1 protein-coding gene is annotated in these 973 nt (G+C 39.8%); it reads right to left on the reverse strand.

Going from position 1 to position 973, the window contains the following annotated elements; all coding sequences use genetic code 11:
* On the reverse strand, nt 1-850 hold an 850-nt coding region (gene istA / locus JCM21738_RS21905; RefSeq protein WP_035210313.1), incomplete at its 3' end, for an IS21 family transposase.
* Between the last annotated feature and the right edge of the window lie 123 nt (nt 851-973).

A 973-nucleotide genomic window follows, 5' to 3' on the forward strand; every position in this document is an offset into this window, starting at 1 on the left:
CTTTTCCATTGCCTGTCCTATCCAACCAGTGCTGGCATTGCTCGTTCCAGGAATCAATATTGTGATAGATTCTGTGTTGAACGAAGTTCTTCTTGACGAAGCCTACTACGTTTTCTACTCTTCCTTTACTTTCAGGGTCTGCCTTTCGGCATAAAACCACTTTAAACTCCACCTCGTTGACAAACTGCTGAAATTCCTCGGTAAGAAGAATATCTCCTTCATTTTCTGCTACAACTAGTAGCCGGTCCTGGTCGTACACAATTTCTTTGGAAACTCCGCTGAAAGCAATAAACGCTTTTTTATGTGCCTCTACTACATCCTTAGTCGTAAATGGCCTATTTTGGAACCAAACATATTTGAACCTCGAGTGCGCTAATACAAATACGATGAACATGAGTTTGACTGGCTTACCAGCTTTATTCCTTACTGTCACGAAACCGAAATCTGCTTGTATTTGTTCACCCATTGGCGGGTCAGGAATGGCTTCGTATTCCCGTTTGTTAAGCTCTTTAGGGATTGAGTACTCTGCCCGAAGATCTTTTACATAATTCCTCACTGTACTTTCTCCCACTTTGAAAGTAGGAAACTTTTCTTTCAGCCAATCATATACTTGGGCTGCTGTCATGTCTGGATATTCCCTTAACCAATCCAATACCAACTCTTTATGAGTATCTAATTTTTTCGTTCTAGCCATAGTAGATGCCGTCCAGTCTGCCATTTCATCAGGTGTCTTCTGTAGGTACTTATACACAGTGTTTCTTGATATCTTCATTTTCCTTGCAATAGCTGAAACGCTGTACTTCTGATTAATCAGTCCCCTAATCTCTATATACATTTCAAACTTATCCACCCTTCATTTCCTCCTGCCTATATCTAAGAAGCTAATAATCTATGATATAGCCAAGAGTCTCTGTAGTAAATAAGTGTTCATTTTTATTTAGCGGAAACTGTTCACTTTATTCTAGCAGTCACA

The sequence above is a fragment of the Mesobacillus boroniphilus JCM 21738 genome, from assembly GCF_000517385.1.
In the GTDB taxonomy this organism is placed as follows: Bacteria; Bacillota; Bacilli; order Bacillales; family Cytobacillaceae; genus Mesobacillus; species Mesobacillus boroniphilus.